General features: G+C 34.3%; 17 protein-coding genes. 15 read left to right on the top strand and 2 right to left on the bottom strand.

The window, feature by feature from the left end; genetic code table 11:
• Positions 1-22: 22 nt before the first annotated feature.
• Positions 23-265: a hypothetical protein gene (locus C8C84_RS00990; RefSeq protein WP_147406798.1), complete on the bottom strand. Its 243-nt coding sequence runs from the start codon at positions 263-265 to the stop codon at positions 23-25.
• Between the two features lie 513 nt (positions 266-778).
• Between C8C84_RS00990 and C8C84_RS17005 the strand changes: the two genes are divergently transcribed.
• A complete protein-coding gene (locus C8C84_RS17005; RefSeq protein WP_147406797.1) occupies positions 779-1,030 on the top strand; it encodes a hypothetical protein in 252 nt (83 codons plus the stop codon).
• 521 nt (positions 1,031-1,551) lie between these two features.
• On the opposite strand, the gene C8C84_RS00980 is transcribed toward C8C84_RS17005, so the two are convergent.
• Positions 1,552-2,394: a hypothetical protein gene (locus C8C84_RS00980; RefSeq protein ID WP_121311747.1), complete on the bottom strand. Its 843-nt coding sequence runs from the start codon at positions 2,392-2,394 to the stop codon at positions 1,552-1,554.
• A 337-nt stretch (positions 2,395-2,731) separates the two neighbouring features.
• Here C8C84_RS00980 and C8C84_RS17000 point away from each other — a divergent pair, with 337 nt between their 5' ends.
• From C8C84_RS17000 to C8C84_RS00915, 14 genes are all read left to right on the top strand, one after another.
• The gene (locus C8C84_RS17000; RefSeq protein WP_147406796.1) at positions 2,732-2,920 is read left to right on the top strand and encodes a hypothetical protein; all 189 of its coding nucleotides are present in this window, start codon (positions 2,732-2,734) and stop codon (positions 2,918-2,920) included.
• A gap of 47 nt (positions 2,921-2,967) precedes the next feature.
• A complete protein-coding gene (locus C8C84_RS00975; protein WP_121311746.1) occupies positions 2,968-4,611 on the top strand; it encodes a hypothetical protein in 1,644 nt (547 codons plus the stop codon).
• A 7-nt stretch (positions 4,612-4,618) separates the two neighbouring features.
• Entirely contained in the window at positions 4,619-5,287 is a 669-nt protein-coding gene (locus tag C8C84_RS00970) for a response regulator transcription factor (RefSeq protein WP_121311745.1), read from the top strand.
• A 130-nt stretch (positions 5,288-5,417) separates the two neighbouring features.
• The gene (locus C8C84_RS17220; RefSeq protein ID WP_121311744.1) at positions 5,418-5,633 is read left to right on the top strand and encodes an HTH domain-containing protein; all 216 of its coding nucleotides are present in this window, start codon (positions 5,418-5,420) and stop codon (positions 5,631-5,633) included.
• Positions 5,634-5,747: 114 nt separating this feature from the next.
• Positions 5,748-12,665, top strand: a complete 6,918-nt coding sequence (locus C8C84_RS00960; protein ID WP_121311743.1) for a PKD domain-containing protein — start codon at positions 5,748-5,750, stop codon at positions 12,663-12,665.
• 11 nt (positions 12,666-12,676) lie between these two features.
• Positions 12,677-13,708 (top strand): PorP/SprF family type IX secretion system membrane protein, encoded by a 1,032-nt coding sequence (locus tag C8C84_RS00955; protein WP_158592539.1) that lies wholly within the window; start codon positions 12,677-12,679, stop codon positions 13,706-13,708.
• A 117-nt stretch (positions 13,709-13,825) separates the two neighbouring features.
• Positions 13,826-14,881: a type I restriction endonuclease gene (locus tag C8C84_RS00950; RefSeq protein ID WP_121311741.1), complete on the top strand. Its 1,056-nt coding sequence runs from the start codon at positions 13,826-13,828 to the stop codon at positions 14,879-14,881.
• Positions 14,882-15,176: 295 nt separating this feature from the next.
• On the top strand, positions 15,177-16,037 hold the full coding sequence (locus C8C84_RS00945) for a CsgG/HfaB family protein (RefSeq protein WP_158592538.1): 861 nt from the start codon (positions 15,177-15,179) through the stop codon (positions 16,035-16,037).
• A 4-nt stretch (positions 16,038-16,041) separates the two neighbouring features.
• The gene (locus tag C8C84_RS00940; protein ID WP_121311739.1) at positions 16,042-16,905 is read left to right on the top strand and encodes a DUF6175 family protein; all 864 of its coding nucleotides are present in this window, start codon (positions 16,042-16,044) and stop codon (positions 16,903-16,905) included.
• A gap of 2 nt (positions 16,906-16,907) precedes the next feature.
• Entirely contained in the window at positions 16,908-17,804 is an 897-nt protein-coding gene (locus C8C84_RS00935; RefSeq protein WP_121311738.1) for a hypothetical protein, read from the top strand.
• 399 nt (positions 17,805-18,203) lie between these two features.
• Positions 18,204-18,707: a DUF805 domain-containing protein gene (locus C8C84_RS00930; RefSeq protein WP_121311737.1), complete on the top strand. Its 504-nt coding sequence runs from the start codon at positions 18,204-18,206 to the stop codon at positions 18,705-18,707.
• Positions 18,708-18,719: 12 nt separating this feature from the next.
• A complete protein-coding gene (locus tag C8C84_RS00925) occupies positions 18,720-19,523 on the top strand; it encodes a vWA domain-containing protein (protein ID WP_147406795.1) in 804 nt (267 codons plus the stop codon).
• Positions 19,523-20,812 carry a hypothetical protein gene (locus tag C8C84_RS00920; RefSeq protein ID WP_121311735.1) on the top strand — a complete coding sequence of 430 codons (1,290 nt, stop codon included), beginning with the start codon at positions 19,523-19,525 and terminating at the stop codon, positions 20,810-20,812. The genes C8C84_RS00925 and C8C84_RS00920 overlap by 1 nt, the downstream gene beginning before the upstream one ends.
• Before the next feature lie 4 nt (positions 20,813-20,816).
• Entirely contained in the window at positions 20,817-22,595 is a 1,779-nt protein-coding gene (locus tag C8C84_RS00915; RefSeq protein ID WP_121311734.1) for a protein kinase family protein, read from the top strand.
• The last annotated feature ends 560 nt before the right edge of the window (positions 22,596-23,155 follow it).

Below are 23,155 nucleotides of genomic sequence, written 5' to 3'. Positions count from 1 at the left end.
AACCATTATACTTTTGCAAAACCTAAACACCAATCTTAAAAACAGTTTTTAATATATATTTCCTAGCTTCCTCATCGGTGATCAATTTCTTTCTAATGGTCTTGCAAGACTTAATTGGTCTCTTGCAAACTCTCTTTTCGAGTAAAGTATATAATCGTTCCAATTCTTTTTCAGGAAGATGGATGGCGATGTTATATACTTCTTCTGCTCTCATTATAATTTTTTGACCAACAAATGGTATAAAATGTATTTTGTCAATTTCCATTTGATTGGGTTTGATGGCGTTTGATTGTGTTTTGTGCCATTTAACTTCGTTTGATGGGATTTGTTTGCATTTTAAAACTTAAGTCAAATGTAGAACAGTGGAAAATATAAGAAATAGGATTTCATCGCTTTTCACCGCATTCCGACACATTTCATAGCTTTTCGGAGGATTTAGGAGGATTTCGAAGCTTTTGCAATGCTAATATAACGAGCGTTGCATTAGCGTTGTACCGTTTTCAACTGGTCGTTGATATAGCGTTGCTCGATTCGTTGAATTAACATTGCATGAGAATGCAACAGTACCGTTAAGTTTACGTTGAAGGTGCGTTGTTAGCGTTGAAGTGGATCTAAATAAAATGATTTATTGATTGCAATTGTACTTATTTAACGTTGTAAGAATGCTGCGGTTATATTCACATTTTATTATTGCAAGACTGAAATATCAATTTTGAAAACAGTTTTCAATATATACAATCTAGCTTCTTGATCTGTTATCAATTTTTTTTTAGTGGTCTTGCAAGATTTAGTTGGTTTCTTGCAAACCCTCTTTTCGAGTAAAGTATACAGTCGCTCCAATTCCTTTTCGGGAAGATGGATGGCGATGTTATATACTTCTTCTGCTCTCATTTATAATCATTTGATTGACAAATGTTATAAATTCGATTTTATCAATTCCGGTTTGCTTGGATTTGCTTGGGTTTACTTGTATTTAATTGTATTTAACTTCATTTGTTCAGGTTTGCTTCGAGCTGAACAAGTTCATTAAAGTTGATTCAAATGTAGAAGAGAGCAAAAAATAAAAAATAGGATTCCACCGCTTTCGTGAGCATTTCATCGCTTTTCATCGCATTCGTGAGCATTTCGGAGGATTCGTGAGGATTTTGCAACGCTCATTGCAATAGCGTTGTTTTACCGTTACATGGCTTTTATGGTAACGTTTACTTAGCGTTGAATGGTTATTGCGGTCACCGTTGATTTACCGTTGCAAAAGTTTCAACGCTACCGTGGAATTTACGTTGATAGAACGTTGTTAGCGTTGAGTAGGTTGTAAAAGGATGGTTTTATTGATGTAAGTGCGTTGAATTAATGCCGCAAAGTGATTTACGGTTATATTATTACAAGACTGATATAAGTTTAAGAAAGAGATTTTAATAAAATTTATAAATTAATACATTCATGATTATTTTTTTAATGTCTTTCTTGCATAACTTCTTTTGAGTTAAGTATGAAGTTATTTTGATTCATTTTCATGAAGATGGATGACAATGTTATATACTTCTTCAGTTCTCATCTACAAGGGTCAACATGATTATGAATCATATGTTGGGTTATCCGTTTTAGTTCTTTTCCATTAATAGGATCAATACCGTCCATATTGTAAAACGCAACTACATTATTTTCTTTGCTGTACCAGATAATAGCTTTTCCATTTTTAAAAAAAGTTGTGGTATCACAGACCTTTAACTTTCTGCGGTTAAATTCAATTTCATTATAGGGTATTGGCTCATTAAACTTTCTTATTCCCAATATCTGACTTTCACATGCTAACTCCACATAATGATCGTCTTGCCATTGCATACATTCCTTTTCAGGCAGCACCAAATCTTTTGCAGTATAACCTATAGAAAAAAGAGCTGTAAAACCAAGTAGACCTAAAATCAGTTTCTTTTTTTTTCTTGGCTCTTTTCCCAGAGGTAAAGCCGAAGTTATTCCTGTCTTAGCTTCATCCTTTTCTACTACAATATCTGTTGTGGCATTTTTTTCGCCGTTATTGGATCTTACAAACTTCAAAAAAGGTCTTGGTGAAAAATCAACTAAAATTGCAGTCAGATTTATGGTTTCAAGATCATTACTGTCTGTACTTCCTTTTAAAAAATTCTCAATAGCTCTGAAACGATCTGTTTCATTTTTAAGCTTATTCATGTTTTCAGGTTTGAATTCAAATCCCATGAATATTTTAAAAGTGTTTGGGTCATCATAAGCTGCATTCTCTTTCAAACGTTCTACACATAACTTTCTCAAATTGGCTCTACTCGGTTGCAATAAAAAACTCGAGTAATTGCCTTTTTTTTCTTTCTCATAATGCTGTTTTATAGCCTTTTTATAAGCTTCAAAGTCATCTTGTTTCATATTGGTTCAGGATTTTTTAGGAAAAGTCAGGAAACATCGGAAATACCGGAATTCCCTATAAACACTCATACAAAAACCACATTCCTTTGCTTCAGAATTAGTTCTTGTTCTATTTCGCGATAAGAACAAATGTACAAAACTACTTCTTAAAAAGTGACGCTTAGCAGGACTGAATTTTTATTCGGGAAGTATAATCAAACGGTTCTGTAACAGCGCACTTCACTTCCCAAAAAGGTATTTCAAATACTTAAAAATCCGCATCGGTTTTAGCCTTTGCAAGGGCTTCGGGCAGTACCCGAATAGCCACAACTATGTCCAATTTTAAAATGTCAAAATCATGAAAAAAATACTTTTATTTTCGTTTTTTATCTTGTCGTCAATCGCGATGACATCTTGTACTGCTGATGAAATGCAGGTACCAACTCAAAACCAAACAGCCGATGATACCGGAGGTCAACATGGTATTCCAACACCACCACCGCCACCACCACCGCCACCGGCAATGGGAGGTGGTAAAACGATGTAATTTAAAGATTTGCATTGCAACTTAAAATTATTTAATAACTTCGGGAAATGATACGTGAAAAGGTACATTTCCCGATTTTGTTTTTATTACTACTCGCATTTACAGGTTCCTGTATAGATTCACCTGTAAGGAACACCGAAAAGTATTATACAGCAAAGGATGAGGCAGAAGCTTTTTACGCTAGAGCACAATTGGATAGTGCCTATCTTTATTACAATCAGGCAAAAGAAGCCAGCCGAGACAAAACCGGTGATGAATATGGGTATGTTTTGCTTCAGATGGCAACTGTTCAACAATATATAGGTGATTTTAGTGGTGCAGAGGAAACCATAACAGAAGGTTTGGCGAATTATTCCGGCGCAACATACCAACCGTATTTTTACCAACTTTTGGCCATTATTTATGATAAGCAGAAAAAGTATGCTGATGCTCTTCCTTATTATGAGAAAGCCTTTGCTACCTTTAAGGACGAAACCGCAAAAGCCATTACAAAAAATAACATCGGGCTGAATTATCTGGAAAGAAAGCAATATCATAAAGCCCTTGAAGTGTTGAAACCGCAATTGAAAGATCCTTTCCTTCAAAATAAAAAAAATGAAATAGCACGTGTTTTGGATAACCTCGGATATGCACAATTCAAACTAAATTCTCCCGATGCCAACGATAATCTTATGAAAGCATTACAATTACGGGATAGTTTACAGGATTATAACGGCTTAATGGCTTCAAACATTCATTTGTCAGAATACTTTCAAAACGATAAGTCAAAATCTAAAAAATATGCGGCAGATGCTCTTCTTGCGGCAAAAAAAAGGAATAGTCCCGATGACAAACTTCAGGCATTACGATGGTTGGCTGAAAGCAGCGATTTTGCTAAGGCTAATAATTATGCCATTGATTACATTAAATTAAATGACAGTTTAAATTTAGCAAGAACATTGGCTAAAAACCAGTTTGCTAAAATTAAGTATGATGCAACAACAGCATTGAAAGATGTTGAGATTCAAAAAGGACAAAAGCAACTCTATTTTATCCTTTTTATTTCAGCAATTATACTGAGTACACTTTTATATTTTTTAATCCGTTCCCGAAACAAAAACCGATTAAAGTTTATTTCCTATGAAACAGAAACACGTCTTGCCAAGAAAATACATGACGAATTGGCTAACGATGTTTTCCAAACCATGACGTATGCCGAAACTCAGAATTTGCAGGATTCCGATAAAAGAGAATTTTTATTGGAAAGTCTGGACAATATTTATACACGAACACGCAATATATCAAGACAGAACAGCGAAATCCCGACTGACGAAAAATACAACACTGCCCTATTGGATTTGCTCAACAGCTTTAATAGTGAAAAGGTGAATGTTATTGTCAATAATTTCCAAAACGTTGATTGGACTTCGATAAAAAAAGAATCCAAGATTACACTTTATAGAGTATTGCAGGAACTGATGGTCAATATGAAAAAGCACAGCCAAAGTTCCTTGGTTGTTATTGGCTTTACTTCATCAGAGAAAATGATTGAAATCAAGTATTCTGATAACGGTCTGGGAACAGAACATTTATCCATTTCAAAAAAAGGACTTCAAAATGTGGAAAACCGTATTCATGACATTAAGGGAACGATTATTTTTGAACCGGAGACTACAAAAGGATTCAGAGTAACTATTGCCATACCCAAATAATCAGATGATGTTCCAAAAAGTTCTAATTGCCGAAGATATAGACAGTATCAATATAGCCGTAAGCCAAACCCTTAGTGAGTTGGGCATTATACAAGTTGACCATGTCAAATATTGTGATGATGCGGTACTGAAAATAAAAAAAGCGATACTGGATAATGTACCATATGATTTATTGGTTTCCGATCTTTCCTTTGAACAGGATCATCGGGAAGTCAAAATCAAATCGGGAGAAGAAGGCATAACTGCCATTCGAAAATTACAACCCGAATTGAAAATTATCGTTTATTCCATAGAAGATAAAAGCTTTCGGGTAAAATCATTATTCGAAGATTTGCATGTTAATGCCTTTGTACATAAAGGAAGGAACAGTATTGAACATTTGAAAACAGCAATACATAGGATTCAAGAAGAGAACGGAACTTACATATCTCCGCATCTTCAACACATTTTCAAAGGAGATGTCACTCGGGAAATCGATGCTTTTGATGTACAGATTATCCAACAATTAGCCCTCGGAATCAAACAAGGCGAAATGGAATCCCGTTTCAAGGAATTAGGCATCACGCCGAACAGTAAAAGTTCTATCGAAAAGCGCATCAGTAAACTCAAAGATTACTTTAAGGCTGCTAATACGGTTCAGCTTATTGTGTTTGCCAAGGACTTTGGCATAATTTAAATTCACTATTTTTTCAATTATTTACTGGCTTTACGGTTTTCCGTAAGGACAGAGGCTATAATGCCTTTATGTTTACAAAATAGTAGTACTGCATTTTGATTGCAGAGTTAATGTTTAAAATTGTACTGTTTTGGATATACGAATCATCATAAAGATACACGACCTCATTAAGGCGAAGCGTGCAGGAAATTCAGAAGATCTCGCTGAAAGATTGGGAATTTCTGTCCGTACCGTGTACAACTATATTACATTCATGAAAACAGAACTAAATGCTCCGATAGCCTATGATTCGCAAAACAAGAAGTACAATTATGAAAGAGAATGCGAATTAAATTTTAGAGGATAAAATTAAGAAAATTTTAACTATGTTTGTCAGACAAGTTAGCTTAAAATTAATTTTAGTTCGTCATCAGTCCCCAAAGCTTTAAGAAATTAAAAATGATAATCATAAAAATACATTATGAAACAGATTTATTTTGTCCTTTTGCTGCTGTTTGGGGTTCAATCCGGATTTGCTAATGAAAACCCGATTGCCGCTTCGGCTACTATTTCCGGACCTTCAACGATTTGTCAGAATGCGACAGGACAGGTTATAACATTTACAGGTGCCGGAGGAACTGGAACTTACACATTTACCTATACACTAAATGGAAATGCCCAACCGCCTATAAGTACTACTAGCGGAAGTGTTGTAACATTACCAATAGTTACTTCCGCAACAGGACAATTTACTTATAATTTGGTTAGTGTACAAGATTCGTCTGGTATTCAGAATCTGACTTTGGCGCCTGTAGTGGTGAATGTAATTCCACTCCCAAATTTGGATTTTAGTTTTAACAACAATAATTCCTGCTCAGGTACATCTATACAATTTACATCATTGGTAACCGGAGGTCCATATACTTATTCTTGGGATTTTGGAGATTCTTCTGCCTTGTCGACACAACAGAATCCAATCCATTCATTTGTATCGTTGGGATGTGGTATAGCTACTTTTAATGTAACATTAACCATTACTGGTGGAGGAGGATGTATAGTAAGTAAAACAAATGTAATTACTGTAAAGCAAAAACCAAATATTAATTTCATCGATGTAATTAATCCCTTTTCAGATCCATTTAATAACTGTTCAGGAGCATCTTCTAATCCTATATATTCAATTACAGTAGGTAATGACGTCAGTACAACATCTTCGTGCATCACATCATTTTCAATAAATTGGGGAGATGGAAATAGCGAGAATAACATAAATTTTCCAATTTCACATACATATCCTTTGATTGGAGCTTATTCTATGGTTATAACTGCTGTAGGTAGTAATGGCTGTGTTAATACAAAAACTTATATAATAAAGAATGTTTCTAATCCTCTCGGTGGCTTAAATAGTCCTGGTTCAACACAAAACTTGTGTGCGCCGACTGCTAATCTTCAATTTTCAATATCAAATTGGGGTGCTAACTCTTTAGATACTACATATTCCGTCGATTATGGAGATGGTACACCAATACTGCTTTTAACTCAAAACCAATTGATAAGTTCCAGTTACTATAATTCAGGTTCTCCTGCTAATTCTGCTAATTATCCTATTCCGCACATTTATACAGCCAGTAGTTGTCCAGCTGCTAGTTATGAAGTAAAGTTGAATGTAACAAATGCATGTGGTACAACACCATTTACACTAGGTAATATATCTATTTTAACAAAACCAACAGCAAATTTTACAGCTCCATTAAATGGCTGTATCAACACAAATATATTATTTACAAATACGACTGTAGCTGGTTATGGTCAAAACTGTGTTCTAAGTTCTATTTATACGTGGAATTTCGGAGATGGAACACCAATTATTACAACACCGCTTTCGCCTCCTCAAAATATCAGTCATACATTTACTACTCCAGGTACATATACGGTAACTTTAACAGCACAAAACTTTTGTGGAATAACAACTAAAACTCAACAAATTTGTATTGAACCACCATTAACACCTCTATTTATTCTAAGTAACACTAGTGGATGCGCACCTTTTGCAATCACTACTAATAACACTACCAGCACAGCAAATCAATGTTCTCCTCCAACTTATAATTGGCAAGTTACTTACGCTAGCGGTAATTGCGGAACTACTTCAAATTACACATTTACTGGAGGAACTAATGCCAGTTCAATAAATCCCTCTTTTAATTTTACAGAATCAGGAACCTATACCATAACACTCACTGCTACAAACTCCTGTGCACCTCCACAAACATCAACCCAGACCGTTACCGTCAAAAAACCACCCACAGTAACCATTGCTTCAATACCGAATGCTTGTGGTTCCGCAACTATAACCCCTACGACAAATGTTACTAATTGTGCCCCAACAGGAGGAGCTTTAACCTATGCATGGACATTCACCGGAGGGATACCTGCAACAGCCAATACCTTAAACCCAGGTACAATAACATATCCATCAGGAGGTCCTTACTCAGTAACCTTACAGGTTACAAATGAATGTGGTGTTTCCAATACCGCAACGCAAAGCTTTTCCGTTGGGACAGCTCCAACATTAACCAACACGACGTTAAATCAAACTATCTGTTCAGGCTCACAAACTACTTTAGTCAACTTAACAGCCAACCAACCGGGAACAACATTTTCATGGAATGCTACAGCAACGGCAGGAATTACGGGTTTCACACCATCAGGGACAACCAATACCATTCCGGTTCAGACCATATCAACAACCAATGCCAATCCGGGTACGGTTACCTATGTGATTACGCCAACTTTTAATGGTTGTGCTGGGCCAACCGTCAATTATGTAATTAATGTAAATCCGGCACCGTCCATTACAGCACAACCGGCTTCAAGTTCCGTTTGCTTAAATGGTTCGGCAACAATCTTATCGGTGACCCTAAGCAACACATCAGTAACGCCAACCTACCAATGGTATTCTAACAGCAGTAATAGCAATTCGGGCGGAACATTAATTAATGGAGCCACTTCAAGTACGTACAATCCTCCAACAAATACACCAGGAACACTCTATTATTATTGCGTCATCACATTGTCATCCGGTGGATGTTTCGGTTTATCTACATTGGCAGCTTCTGTTACTGTCAATCCTTTACCAACAATTACGACTCATCCATTATCAACACAAAATTTATGTGTGGGAAGTACAATCCCTTCAGCGTTATCAATCGTCTCTTCAGGAGGAATAGGCACAGCAACCTATCAATGGTTTTCCAATACGGTTAATACAACCTCAGGCGGAACAGCAATTTCGGGAGCTACAAACGCAACCTATACACCACCAGTTTTTACTGTTGCAACAACTTATTATTTTTATGCTACAGTAACTTTAACTGGGAATGGTTGTGGTTCAGTTACAAGCAACATAGCGGAAATAGTTGTTTTTAGTGATCCCATCATAACGGCACAACCATTAGTAACACAAACCTTATGTCAAGGAGCTACAGCAACAAACCTTGAAGTAACTGCTTCCGGAGGTAATGGTAGTTTTACCTACCAATGGTATAGCAATGCGAACAACAATACGACTTCGGGTACTTTAATTAGCGGAGCTACTAATGCGACTTACAATCCACCAACAACATCAGTAGGAACTGTATACTATTACTGCATCGTTTCTCAGGCTACGCAGGGATGTAGCGCTACTAGTGCAACGGCGGCAGTAATCATAAATGCATCGCCTACCATTCTTACCCAACCGCAATCAAGTACTGTCTGTTCGGGCGGAACGCCAACAGTATTGTCCCTAACGTATAGCAATGGCGCCGGGACGCCAACGTATCAATGGTATTCCAATACGAACAACGATACTACTTCTGGTACACCAATATCAGGCGAAACAAATCCAACATACACACCACCCGCTAATACGGTAGGAATAATGTATTATTATTGTTTGCTTACTTTCCCAAATATTACCGGCAGCTGTGCTACGATTGCCACTAATACAGCAGCCATAAACGTTACCGCAGGAGCAACTATCAATCAACAACCCGTAATTTCACAAAATTTATGTGTGGGTGGAACTATTACTACGCCGCTAAGCGTAAGTTATACCGGAGGAACCGGAACGCCTTCGTACCAATGGTATTCCAATACTTCAAGCTCCAATACAGGAGGAGCATTGATCAACGGAGCCGCAAATGCAAACTACACACCACCTGCTTTTACTTCTGCTGGAAATGCTTATTATTATGTAATAATTAGCTTTTCTGGAAGTGGTTGTGGAACTATTACAAGTGATGTGGCAACAGTAGTTGTAGTTGATGATCCGATAATAACTGTACAGCCAACTCCAACCCAAACTTTATGTCAAAATGCAACTGCAAATACGCTGTCAGTATCAGTCACAGGAGGGATAGGTGGTAATTATACCTATCAATGGTATGTTTCTTCAGTTAACAATACTTCATCCGGTACTGCAATTGTAGGAGAAACTAATCCTATGTATATCCCAACAAACAATAGCCCAGGAACATTATATTACTATTGTATAATTTCTCAACCAAATGGAGCTGGGTGTAGCGTAACAAGTAATATATCAGCTATAACATTTAATTTAGCACCAGCTATTACCAATCAACCAATATCAAGTACTATTTGTCTTGGTCAAAGTCCAAACCTACTATCATTTACAATTACTAATGGTGTTGGGACTCCATCTTATCAATGGTACTCCAACACAACCAACTCAAATTCAGGAGGAACTTTACTTTTAGGAGCTACAAATGCCACCTATAATCCTCCCGCAGCGGTTTCAGGAACAACGTATTATTATTGCGTAGTGACTTTTTCGGCAATAACCGGCGGATGTTCCGTCATTGCTACAAATGCTACCGAAGTAACCATAAACCAAAATCCGGTTATAGCTTCTGAAAGCCTAACCATTTGCAGTGGCGCTTCGTTTACCGTTACACCAACGAATGCCGGAAGCAATATTGTTCCTACTGGCACAACCTACATTTGGTCAGCGCCTACTATAAATCCAATCGGTTCGATTACTGGCGCCACTTCCGAAACTACACCACAAACCACCATTAGCCAAACGTTAATCAATACCACTACAAGTCCCGCGACAGTTGTTTACACGGTCACTCCTACTTCCGGAACTTGTATAGGAAATAATTTCACCATATCGGTAACAGTCAACCCAGCCATAAATCCAAATGTGGTGGTAAATAACAATACTTGTTTTGGAGTCAATAATGCTTCCATTACAACGAACATCACTGGCGGAATTCCTTTTACAACCGGAACGCCGTATGTGATAAATTGGACTGGTCCAAACGGCTTTACATCGTCTGCAGCCAGCATTGGGAATCTGGCTCCAGGAACTTATAATGTAACCATTAACGATGCCGGAGGTTGTCCGTTTTCTAATTCCTACACCATTACAGAACCAACAGATATTGTGATTACTGTAGATGATGAAAACGACATTACCTGTTTCGGCAGTGCCAACGGAAGTATTAACTTGACCGTTAGCGGTGGAACCGGCACTTATTTTTACACTTGGACGCACAATGGAAATCCGCACGCAACAAGCGAAGACATCTCTGGTTTAAGTCCGGGAACTTATGTCGTTTCGGTGACAGATGCCAATAATTGTGGCCCAAAAACAGCGACTTTTACGATTACAGAACCACCGCTTTTGGTAATCACTTTGGTTAATCAAACGAACGTACTGTGCTATGGGGCTTCAACCGGTGCCATAAACGTAAATGTTATCGGAGGAAATCCGGGTACTGGCTATAATTTCTTTTGGACAGGCCCGAATACGTTTACAAGTTCGAATCAAAATGTAAATGCTATTCCGGCAGGAACCTATAATCTTACGGTTACCGATTCAAATGGCTGTGTCAAGAATCTGTCTGTAGTGATAACACAATCTACTGAAATCATTATTGCTTACACAACAACACCCATAACCTGTTACGGTGCAAATAATGCCTCGTTAACCGCTACGATTTCAGGTGGAAACGCTCCATACCAATACCAATGGAATAACTTGGCTACTACATTAACCCAAACAAATCTATCGGCAGGAACATACATCATAACAGTCACCGACAATGTAGGATGTATCAAAACGCAAACGATAATTATTCCGGATGCGCCTGTGTTTACGGTGAATCCTATAGTCGTTCAGGTTTCGTGCTTTGGGGCAAACAACGGAAGCATAAACTTAAACTTAACCGGAGGTATTGCGCCTGTCGCTTTATCATGGAGCGATGGAAGCACTTCGGGTTTGATTCGGAATAATTTAGCACCCGGAACCTACACAGCAACAATTTCAGACGGAACGCCATGTTTTATCGTGCGAACATTTACTATTGTACAACCACAGCCATTGGTCGCAGCTGTCAACATTTCCAATCCTATTAATTGTACCAATACCAATAGTGGAGCCATTGATTTAATAGTGTCAGGTGGAACGCTTCCCTACTCTTATTCATGGTCAAACGGTGCAACCACCGAAGATTTGAGCAATCTGACTTCCGGAAATTATGCAGTAACAGTAACCGACGCCAAAGGATGTACAACAACAGGACAATATACTTTGATTAGGCCAAATCCACTTCAGATCGCAGTCAATACGCAAACTACGTTTAATTGTACAACACACGAAGTAAATCAGAGTTTTATAGCGCAGGGTTCAGGCGGAGTGCCACCTTATAATTACCAATGGTCAAGCGGCAATGTCAGCGGAACCAACAACGAAATAATGAATTCCAATACAAACGGAACAGTAATCCTTACCTTAACCGACTCTATCGGATGCACCACAACCTATTCCGTCAACGTTGATAATCTTGAAATAGGATATGCATCGTTTGAGCCAACATCGTTTGGCTATACAACTTACGGTATCTATTCCATTGGCGACCCTATTCAGTTTAACAGTACCATTACAGGTGATTATGTTTCAGTATCTTGGGATTTTGGAGATGGTACTTTTTCAACTGAATTAAATCCGGAACATACTTATCTTATCCCTAGAGATTATGTGGTAACACAAACAGTTACTTATCCATTTGGCTGTGTGTATGTGCAGACCATAACATTAATAGTTGAAAAAGGATATTTATTAGTGGTGCCAACAGCATTTACACCTAACAACGACACTGTAAACGACACTTACCGTCCAGTAGCCAAAAGACTTAAGGAGGTTCAGTTAGATATTTATGATACTTGGGGTTCCCTCATTTATACAGAGAAAGGTGAAGTTCTTGTAGGATGGGATGGAAAAATAAAAGGCTTCAATGCGGAAAACGGAAACTATTACAGTAAAGTGACTGCTGAAACGTTTTATGGAACTATCGTAAATGAGAATCAAACTTTTGTTTTAATCAAGTAATGCCTAATCCTATGAAATTCAAATTTATCCTGATTGCAGCATTCACTTTGATGACAACGTTCAGTAATGCTCAAGACCCAATATTCACTCAATTTTATCTTGTTCCGGAAACATTAAATCCGGCATTTACAGGAGTTTCCAATACATGGAATGCAGGGTTAATTCACAGACGCCAATGGCCCGATGGGAATCGAAAAATGGATACTCAATTTGGATTCGCTAACAATTTAGTTAGTGACGAAATCGGTGTCGGCATGACAGTTTTAAACCATAGTGAAGTATTTACAGGGTACAATTACTTCAAGTTCAATGGCGCTTTTTCTTATCGAATAGATTTAGACTATGACTGGAGATTACGGTTAGGGCTCGAAGCTGGTTACGGCCGCAAAGATTTTAATTTTAATAACTTATTATTAGAAGACCAAATTAATATTAATACTGGCGCCATTAGCCCCGGAAGTATTGATCCGGGCGTGATGAACTACAGCAACAAAATCAACTTTATGGATTTTTCTGCCGGTTTTGTATTAGACCAGGAAGATACGTGGTTTGGCGTAGCCGTAAAACACTTAAACAGACCTGACATTTCCTTCCGCGAAAATGCTAATGTGCCGTTAGATTTGTTTTTAACGGTACATGGCGGCTATTATATTGAGTTCTTTAATTCGCCATCCAAACTGATTCCCGAAGGGACTAACCTGTTACTGACCGCCAACTACATGCGTCAGGGACAATACAACCGTTTGGATGTTGGAACCGTAATGGAATACAGCCGGATAAGTTTTGGACTTATAGCGGTAACCAACCCCGAAGGAAGAGCCACCAACAGCCATCTGATTACTTCTATAAATCCGGTGTTTTCATTCAAAACCGATGAGTTTACTTTTGGCTATTCCTATGATTGGAACACCTCCAAAATCGGAAGGACACAAGGCGTACACGAATTATCCCTAACGTGGCAATCCAGTTACCGTTGTGACCGCTGCGATAACTATAAAGTTAAATTAAAACGCAACGGAGAATCAGGTTATCAGAAGATGTAACACTCAAGCAGTTATTATATAAACACCCTTTGGGGTGTTTTTTTATGGCTTTACGGAAAACCGTAAAGAACACATTTTTAATGGTTTTAAGTTTGTTCTACATCTAATTCAAGACAAATGGAACTACAAATACAACTCAAAACCCTAGCCGATAAAATCAATCAGCTAAAAGACAAAATCGGTACGGAAGAATCAACGAAGCATGCCTTTGTTTTACCTTTTATAAACATATTAGGTTACGACACCTTCAATCCTACAGAAGTAGTTCCTGAATTCACAGCCGATTTAGGACTAAAAAAAGGAGAAAAAGTGGACTATGCTATTTTTCAGAATGATGAGCCCATTCTAATCATTGAATGTAAAAACTGGAAAGATAACCTATCGATTCATGGGTCACAATTGTTCAGATATTTCCATGTCACCAAAACACGTTTTACTTTATTGACCAACGGTATTTTCTATCAATTCTTTACCGACTTAGACGAGAAAAATAAAATGGATCAAAAGCCATTTCTGGAATTTGACATCACCAATTTAAAGGATAATAGCATCAATGAAATAGCCAAGTTCCATAAATCAAGTTTTGATGTCAATAATATTGTTACCAACGCAAGTTCCTTAAAGTATATCAGGGAAATTAGAAAGCAAATTGATAACGAATTGACCAATCCATCTTTTGATTTTGTAAAGCTTTTTGCTAATAAAGTTTATTCAGGGAGATTAACCGAAAAAGTAATGGAAGAATTCAAAGAGCTTGTTAGCAAAGGATTTAATCAATTCATCAATGAGAAAATCAACGACCGACTAAATGCGGCGCTGAACAAAGAAGCCCAAAATCAAAGAGCCGATCAAATTGAAACTATTGAAGACGAAAGTAAAATTTTCACTAGCGATGAAGAAATGGAAGGATATAGAATTGTTGTTGCCATTTTACGTAGAAAGTTATCAGTAAATAGAATAATTTGTCGTGATACACAATCCTATTTTGGAATTCTTTTAGATGATAATAACCGTAAACCCTTGTGTCGTTTACACTTTAATGGTGGTAAAAAATACATAGGTCTTTTTAATAATGATAAAAATGAAAAGAAAGAACCTATTCAATCTGTTGATGATATTTATATGTTTGAAAAAGAGTTATTGGCAACTGTGAGTTTATATGAAGTGGATTAAATCATCTACATAGTATGGTAAGAGTTTATAATACAGGCGGCAAGGGTGCCTTGGCCACAAGATATTAAAGAAACAATGTGAAAAATGCGAATCCATTCCCAAATTATGCGCCCGAATTTTGGAGAAGAGATATTTGTCGCTTTGCCATACGGTATATCGATTATGGTGATAGATTCTATATATGGTTGGGGAATTGATCATATCTATTCTAATAGTTAGCGTTAAGATTTCCGAACTATCTGCAAAAAAGAGAGAAAACAAAACAGAAATAATCAATAAATTAAAACCAAGAACAATGAGAAACGCTTACTTAACAATTTTAGCATTAATAACATTTACAGGATTTTCGCAAACGAAAACTATTGTTGGTATAATGCCATTCAATACAACTTCAAGCAACAATAGCAATTATTACAATCGAGGAAGTCAAAATCAAAGTGCTAACGTAATTGCAATACAAGATGCAGTTTCTGATGCCTTTTTAAATGCCAAAAGATTCACACTTGTGGAAAGAGAAAAAATGGCTTTAATTAAAGGAGAAAAGAAAACTCAGCAAAGTGAAGATTATATCGATGGTCAAACTGTTGAGCAATCAAAATCAATGGGTGCGAGTTATATCGTAACAGGAAACATAACAGAAGCATCTTTTGAAGAAAAGTCAAGCGCAGTTGGAAGTTTCAATATTCCTAGTAGAAAAGCAAAAATCTCTTTTAATATAAAAGTAATTGATGTTTCTACAGGAGAAATTATGGCTTCAGAAAAATTTTCTGCGGAAGCTAATGGGAAAAATGGTTTTGATGACGCTTTAAAAATTATAAAACCAAACATCGAAAAGTTTATAAAAGACAACTTCAAAATAACTGCTTCAATTGCAAGTATTGAAGAAAAAACCACATCAAATGAAGCTACAAAAGTTTTAATTTCAGGAGGAACAGGAATAGGATTAAAACCACTAACAACTTTAAAAGTTTATGAACTAACTACTTTAATGGTTGATGGTAAAAAAATACCTAGAAAAAAAGAAATTGGACAAATTGTGGTTGAAAAAGTAGAAGATGAAAATTTTTCAATTTGTAATGTTGTTACAGGTGGCTTAGCAATAGCAACTAAATCAGAAGCCGGTGCAAATTTAAAATGTGAAATAATTAGCGAATAAGTATATGAAAAAAATATTTTTATTGTTTGTTGTCTGCTTTTCAACAGCAGTTAATTTCGCTCAAACATCACAACAATTACCAAAAATAATGGTAATTCCATTTACAAAAGATGGTGAAGATTTAAGAACGATTTTAGATCAAAATATAAATCGCCGAATTGCTATTACAAAAATAAAAGAAGGCTTTGACAGTCGTGGTTTTACAACTGTTGACTTTATTGGAAAACTAAAAGCTGCAAAAGACAATCAAATTTTCACTTCTGATAATCAAAGTGATATTAAGTCAAAAGTTATTGAAATGTCAGGTTGCGATGTTTATGTAGTTGCAGAAGTAGATGTGAAAAAAGATAACACAGGTGCAAGCGCCAGCGTTATTATTTCTTCTTACGATACATCAACAGGCAATTCACTTTCAAATAAAGTTAGCAATTCAGGGAAATTTGAGACTGATGATGTTGGAAGACTTGTCTCTAAAGCTGTTGATAAATCAATGGAAGAATTTATTGCTACAATGAATCTGAAATTTGCAGACATTCTAAAAAATGGTCGTTCTGTTTTGGTAGATTTTTCTTTTTCTGAAAATTCAAGTTATGATATGACAACTCCAGTTGGAAATGACAAATTAGCATTATCTGATGTGCTTGAAGAATGGTTTTCTACAAATTCTTTTAACAATAATTATCATATTCAAGGAACAACAAACTTAAAGATGATTTTTGATGATGTTAAAATTCCAGTAAAAGACAAAAATCAAAACAATTACACTACAAATAAATTTGCACTCGAAATTTTCAAATATTTAAAATCTATTGGATTAGAACCAAACAAAGAAATTAAGGGAAGTACAATTTATATAACAATCAATTAGAGATGAAAAATGCAATTTTATTATTATCAATAATTCTGTCAAACTATGGCTTTGCTCAATCTACTGATTTCACAATTGGTTTAATACTTCCCGAGCCAAGTCTTAAAATTAGTGAATCTCAAATTACAAAATTAGAGAGCAAATTATCCAATTTAATAAATAAATCAGGTGTTGTGACTTACGGTTACAATAATGATTTTGTAATTTTTCCAATCATAAATATTGACGACACGAGTGTTGTTCAAGGCGGAATGGAAAACATCACTGTTACGACAATTGATTTAACCTTAAATATTAAGCAAGTTTCATCAAACAAATTCTTTAATATTGTTTCAAAGAAATTGAAAGGAAGCGGAAAAACTGAACAACTTGCTATAACTAATGCATTTTCTTTGATTAAAGTTACTGACAAAGATTTAATTGAATTTATAACAAAAGGTAAAGAAAGTATTTATAAATATTTTAACGAAACCTGTTTGAGTACTCAAAATAAAGCAGCTAATCTTTATACAAAACAAGATTTTGAACAGGCAATAAGTTTGCTTCAATCAATACCAGAAACAGGAAACAATTGTTTTGAAGAAGCTCAAAAAAGTGCCATTGTTTATTATATAGGTTATCAATCAAAACTTTGCAAAGAGAATATAAATAGGGCTAAATCTGAAATAGCTATTAAAAATTATGAAAGTGCTTTATCGTATTTAAATATGATTGACAACAGTTCAAGTTGTTATGTAGAAGTTGAAAAACTAATTAATCAGATTTCTGACAAAATTGAGAAAAATGAAAAGAAAGAGCTTGATTTAGAAATCAGAAGAATCAATGCTATAAAAGAAATCGCAAAGGCATATTATTCTAATTCTGTAAGAACGGTAAAATACAATGTCATAATTAGATAAAATCCTACTGCCAACATCAGTTTGTAGCAATTGCAAGGCTCAGGTTAATTACCGAAGTTTCGCTGAAAATTCAAAAATGAGTTTTGTACTTGGAATCGTCAGTGATGAATCATTGCAACTGCTAAAGCTGAGGAACGTTCGCTATGGGTGGAAATGATTATACAAACAATTTTCAAGTGCTCAATTGTAAAAAAATAATGTAGAAAAGGAGATAGCCTTATTTGGTCTTGTCCAAGATAAAATAATTGTGGTAGTATTTGCACCGGAACGGTATTGTATACAGCTGTTCCGGAAGCAAATGCTTGATAGCTACAATTGTTAATAAAAACCAATGAAATGCATTTTGATTGCAGTGGGAAATGTTAAAATTGTATTAATTATTAATTAAAAAGTTGATTTATGTTTGAAAATGTATTTTCCTTCGATGGAAGAATTAGGCGGACTGAATATGGTATATCTATTATTATATATACAATTTTAGCAGTGATAATAAATTTGATATTACAAGAGAGCAGAGACGCTAGCTTTTTAGCATTCGCATATATTCCTATGTTATGGTTTCTTTGGTCACAAGGCGCAAAAAGATGTCATGATGTAGGCAATAGTGGATGGTGGCAATTAATCCCTTTTTATGGTCTTTGGTTATTATTTCAAGAAGGTGAACCGGGTCAAAATCAATATGGTGATAATCCAAAAGGAAAACAGCAAAATACCTATACTCATAATTCAACAAATACAAGCCATCAACAACCCACTAACTCTTCTGGAGGATATAACCAAGGGAATTATAGTGGTGGACATAATAATAACAATAATTTAGATTATTTAAATAATCAATCTAATCCTAACTACAACAAAAATAATTCATCGGGGGAATATAATAGTGGAGAATTATACAAATAACAATTAAATAGCATGACAGATTTAAGAAATTTTACCATAAGCAGTACAAATCCATGTCTAATAATATTTCTAATTGACCAAAGCGGTTCTATGGGAGAAAATTTTGGGAACGAAACTCATACAAAATCTAAAGAAGTTGCAAACGCAATAAATGAATTATTATATGAAGTTGGTTTGCGATGTTATTCTGGGGATGATATAAAAAATAGATTTGAAATTGGAATAATTGGATATGGCAAAGAAAATAATGTGCAATCTGGTTGGGAAGGTGCTTTATTAAACAAATGGGTAGTTTCAATTAAAAATATTTTTGAGTATCCATTAAGAGAAGAAGATGATAAGCCAGTATGGATTACTCCTATCGCAAGTGGCTCAACACCAATGAAAAGAGCTTTTGAAAATGCAAAACGATTATGTCAAGACTGGATTAATTGGGGGAATCATAGAGAATGTCATCCGCCAATTATTATTAATATTACAGATGGTGAAGCGACAGATGGCGGAAATAATTATCAAAATTTGATAAACGAAGTAAACAAACTAAAACAATTAAGAACTAATTATGGTTTAGTAAATATTTTAAACATTCATATTTCTGAAAAAATTTCTGAAAGAGTATTATTTCCTAATGAAGTTGACAACCTAAATAATAAATTTTCAAGATTATTATTTGATATTTCTACACCATTAAACGAAAATATGGTTAGAATCGCAATACAAAAAGGCTATAATATTTCTAACAATCCTAAAGGATATATTTATAACGGAAATGCAGTTGATTTAATAAATTTCTTAAATATAGGAACTCCACAATAATGGAATTAAAAGTTCTGCAATTACACAAAAAAGCTTCAATCGAATATAAACATATTCAGGATAAGTATAATTTTTCAAATTTCAACAAATGTATTGCACTTTCAGACGGAACAACTCAAAGTTTTAAATCTGAATTATGGGCGAGAATATTGGTGGATAATTTCGTTAACAATCCATTGTTTGATGTTAATTTACTTAAGAAAAATTTAAAAAACTTAGCTGCCGAATTTAAAAGCACAGATTTTGAATTCAGTTCCAACTTTGCTAAAGCATCTTTAGAAAAAGCAAAAAAAAATAAAGGTGGCACAGCCACATTCATAGGTTTGCAGTTCATTAATGATACCTCGATTAAGGTTTTGAATTGTGGAGACACTTGTTTATTTGTATTAAGAAGTAATAAAATCAATTCATTTCCATTCAAAACGCTTGAGGAATTGGATAATAACAACTATTTCATAAACACTAATAAATTGTTAGAAGATGAAATAGAAAATGAATACTTCAGTTTCGCTGAAATTAACATTTTACAAGATGACATAATTATTTTAGCAACAGATGCTATTAGTAGATTTATCTTCAGAAAACCGGAAAGTATTTCCTTGCTACTAAAATGCAATAATTTTGAAGACTTTAAAAGTTTTTGCGAAACAAGTTGGGAAAACAATGAATTAGAAGAAGATGATATTTCGATTCTTATAGTTTCTCCAATTTCCTCAAATAACATTATAGAAATAATTCCGCCAAAAGATTTCTCTTTTCCGCCCATAGTCGAAAATGAATTTATTCCCTCCGCAGAAAATCAAAACTTTATCAACAACATAGATAATTTAGAAATGGAACAATTACACCGGATGATACAACAACTCTCTACAGAAACCAATTTTTTAAAGAACAAATTAAAGCTTACACAAGCCCTATTGATTAGCACATTAGTAATACTAATTTTAAACACTTTACTCCTGTTTTATTTCATAGATAAGAAAAATTCAATTGTTTCAGAAGATAAAATTTCAACACAGTATGAAGAGAAAGAGCCGATTGAAGAGCTTGAAACTGTGAATACAAAAACAGATAAAGAACTAAATGAAACAACAACTGTTGAGAAAACAACTGTTGAAAAGGAAACCGAGAAAAAGGTGAAGACCGAAACGGAAATTACAAAGCCAAATACTATCAAAGAGAAGAAAATTACAAATAGTAAGCTCGAAAATACAATTTCAAAAACAGTAGAGGAAATAAAAAATAATATACCACAAGCTGAAACTAAAAAAGACAGTATTAAACAATAATTTTATGTTTCCAACATTATCAGAATACAATAAAACAATACAAGCACAAGGAGTGAATGCTTTTCGCACTTTAAATAATATATTTTTTATTCCTGCTCGAACTTCACCAATTAAAATTTATAGTTTTGGTTCAGGTTCTTTTGCTGTTGTTTTTAAAGCATTAGAAAATGACAAAGAAATTGCAATTAGATGTTTTATAGGAACTGATATTGATTATGTCGAACGATACAGAAAAATAGATAATTATCTTAAAACTATCAAAGAAAATTGGAAAACTAATATTCAATTTTTAGATAATGAAATTGAAATCAATGGGAAGTTATTTCCAGTTGTAAAAATGGATTGGGTTGAGGGTAAACTATTAGATAGATTTTTAAATATCAACCTTCAAAATAATGAAGTATTATCAGAACTTCAAAAGCAAATATTTAAAACAAGTAGAAATCTTGAAAAAAATAGAATTGCACATGGTGACATACAATGTGGTAATATTATCATTAAAGAAGTTAACGGAAAACCAAAAATCAAATTAATTGATTATGACGGAATGTATATTCCGGATTTTATAGGAGAAAAACAGATTGAAAGAGGAAGGTCAGAATTTCAACATCCTAACAGAAATTCCTTTGCATTTAATGAAAAAATTGACCGTTTCTCGTTTTGGGTAATTTTATGTGCACTTGAAGCATTAAAATTTGACAAAACCCTTTGGAAAGAAATAATGCAAGGAGGATTTAATACCTTGGATAATTTGTTATTTGTTGCAAGTGATTTCAACGATCCAAATCAATCAAAGTTATTTAATAGGCTTGAAAATTTAAACCAACCGTCTTTAAATTTTTATCTTGAACAAATTAAAAATTCATTAATTACTTCAACAGTTGGGCTAGTAAAATTATTTGGACAAATTGAAAATGTAGATGAAGAATTACAAATTATTGAAAATGAACAGCAATTCGATAAATCTACACCTCTAAATATTAGAAGTTCGAATCAAGTTGAACACATCAATATTACAAGCATCCCAAATAGTGCTTCTGTGCGAAATAAGAATTATATAAATATTGGAAAAACACCAATTAAAATTGATAGGAGCAGATATTTAAATGAAGAGATAAAAATCATTTTTGGTACAAAATCAAAAAGTATAATTATTGATGAATTCTCAAATGACATTAACGTTGATTTTGATAAAATTATACTCAGCAAACCAATCATTAAAAAGACAGAGCCAATTATTACACCAATAATTGAAGAAAATCAAAGTAATTCTAATAATCCAATTATTTGGATTGGTCTGATACTAATAGTAATGATAATTTGTGGAGCTATTTATGAGAACGATAAGAATAATTATAATAATGATTATTCAAGTGAAGCTGTAGCAGATAGTACAGCAGCTATTATTGATACTTCAGCAGCCTTTATTGATTCAGATTCAATTCCAACTTTAATACAAGAAGAGGCTGTTGATAGTGCAGCTGCTCCAATTACAAATCACATAGATGTTGCTACAAATTTGTACAGAAATTATTTTGTTGGACGCTGGTCAGATGAAAACTCAACTTTTGTTTTTTATGATGATGGGGATTATTTTATAAAGTGGGATAATGGAAATTCAAAATGGACAAAATGGGAATATTATGACGGGAAATTGTATTTTGGCACAGGCTATAATAATTCAATGATTAGACAGTATGTGTTATCTTTTGAATCCAATTCATTTAGATATATCGAGGATGGTACTGAAACAGTATATAGTGCTTATAGAATCGGAAATTAAAAAGGAATTAGTATGTATAAATATTTACTTTCCATTTTATTATTTTATAATTTTTCATTTTGTCAAACAAACTGGAAAAGCGTGAAATATAATTATCAAGTTGAAATTCCAAAAGGGTTTAAAATTAAAGAAGCAATCGGAGTAAATGTTGATTTCAAAGTTTGTAACAACTTTGGAAGTTCAATTGTTATAGTTGTAAAAAAATACCTATTGAATATAAGAATCAAACAATTTATCAAGTATTAGGAAATTTAGAAGATTATGCAAATTATTGGAAACAAGGAGCAAATGAAATATTTAATACTCCTAAATTAATAAAATATGGTAAAACAAAAATCAATAACTATGATGCATTTTGGTTAGATTATACGACTGATAATGATGCTTATTATTATAAAAATTATTCTATTAAAAACGGGCATTTAGTTTTTGCAATTACCTTTTTTTCAACGAAAGCAGAATGGAATTATTACTCTGCGATTTGGTTTAGGTTTAAAGAGCAAATGAAATTATTAATATGAACTACATCTTAGGATCTCTTCATTAATACCTAATCATCG

Source organism: Flavobacterium sp. 102 (genome assembly GCF_003634615.1).
GTDB lineage: Bacteria > Bacteroidota > Bacteroidia > Flavobacteriales > Flavobacteriaceae > Flavobacterium.
This window is presented reverse-complemented; position numbering and strand designations above follow the sequence as displayed.